This is a genomic window from Negativicutes bacterium (genome assembly GCA_018052945.1).
Classification (GTDB): Bacteria; Bacillota; Negativicutes; order JAGPMH01; family JAGPMH01; genus JAGPMH01.
The window spans coordinates 59405-60705 of sequence record JAGPMH010000003.1 but is presented as its reverse complement, the minus strand read 5'-3'; the positions used below and the strand labels follow the sequence as shown (position 1 = coordinate 60705).

2 protein-coding genes are annotated in these 1301 nt (G+C 32.9%); both read left to right on the top strand.

Going from position 1 to position 1301, the window contains the following annotated elements; all coding sequences use genetic code 11:
- Positions 1 to 683: GTPase Era (gene era / locus KBI38_01105; GenBank protein MBP8628663.1), on the top strand; the 683-nt coding region annotated here is incomplete at its 5' end.
- 18 nt (positions 684 to 701) lie between these two features.
- Complete coding sequence (locus tag KBI38_01100; protein MBP8628662.1) at positions 702 to 1286, top strand: DUF502 domain-containing protein; 585 nt, start codon at positions 702 to 704, stop codon at positions 1284 to 1286.
- The last annotated feature ends 15 nt before the right edge of the window (positions 1287 to 1301 follow it).

The window sequence follows — 1301 nt, the reverse complement described above, 5'->3', positions numbered from 1 at the left end:
ATAAGCTCGGCGAGTACATGGTTAAAGCAGCAGAAAATACGCTAAAAGAAGTAGATGTGAACTTATTTGTGGTTGATGCTACCGAAAATATTGGTGCCGGTGAGCTCTATATTATGGAGCGCTTGCAAAGTACGCAAGCACCAGTTATTTTAGTAGTAAATAAAGTTGATCAAATCAATAAGCAACAAGTTTTGCCGGTTATCTCACGTTATTCTGATAAGTTGAATTTTGTAGGAGCTATTCCTATTTCGGCTAAAGAGAAAACAAATTTGGATCAATTAGTAGAAGAAATCAAAAAATACTTGGAAGAAGGGCCACAATACTATCCTAGCGATATGATTACCGACCAACCGGAACGATTAGTTATTGGTGAATTAATTAGGGAAAAAGCATTGCATTTGACAAAAGAGGAAATTCCACACGCGATTGCCGTTGATATTGAAGAAATTAGCAAACGTAACAATGATGATTTATACATTAGAGCGACGATTTATGTGGAAAGAGAATCACAAAAAGGAATTGTAATTGGGGCAAAAGGATCGTTATTAAAGGAAATCGGTCAATTGGCGCGCGCTGATATTGAAAATTTATTAGGCTCTAAAGTTTATATTGATTTATGGGTAAAAGTAAAAAAAGATTGGCGTAATCGCGATGGAATTTTGCGTGGCTTTGGTTATGAGTAGTCTTATTAAGGAGTAACAATGAATTTTTTATATCGTCATTTTATTAATGGTTTAATTGTAATAGTGCCAATTGCCATTACTGCTTTTGTTATAATAAATATTTTAAATATTACGGAAAATATGTTGGGATATTATTTGCCAATAAAATTTCCCGGCATCGGCTTATTAACAGTGCTATGCTTGATTGTGGTAATTGGTTGGCTGTCATCATACTTGATATTACGGAGAATTTTTGAATTTGGTGAAAGAATTTTAAATAAAATTCCATTGGTTAAATTCATTTATAATAGTGTGAAAAAATTATCGACAGCGATGTTTGATTCTAAAAAAATATTCAATCAGGCGGTATTGATTCCTTATCCTCATAGCGAGGTTAAAACTTTAGGATTTGTTATGAGTGAACTGTCAAAGCCATTGACCGAAGTTTTATCGGAGGAATATATCTGTGTGTTTGTTCCTTGGAGTATTAATATGACTTCTGGTAGCAATGTTTTTGTTAAAAAAAGTGATGTTATTTATTTGAATGTTTCTAGTGAAACAGCGATTCAATATTTTTTAACAGCTGGAGTTGTTATGCCGAAAGCTACAGAAAAGAATAAGTAAAATATAAAGAGGTAA

Bases quoted from the DNA above. Each gene is read 5' to 3' on its own strand.
- KBI38_01100 (MBP8628662.1), top strand. From the start codon at position 702: ATGAATTTTTTATATCGTCATTTTATTAATGGTTTAATTGTAATAGTG.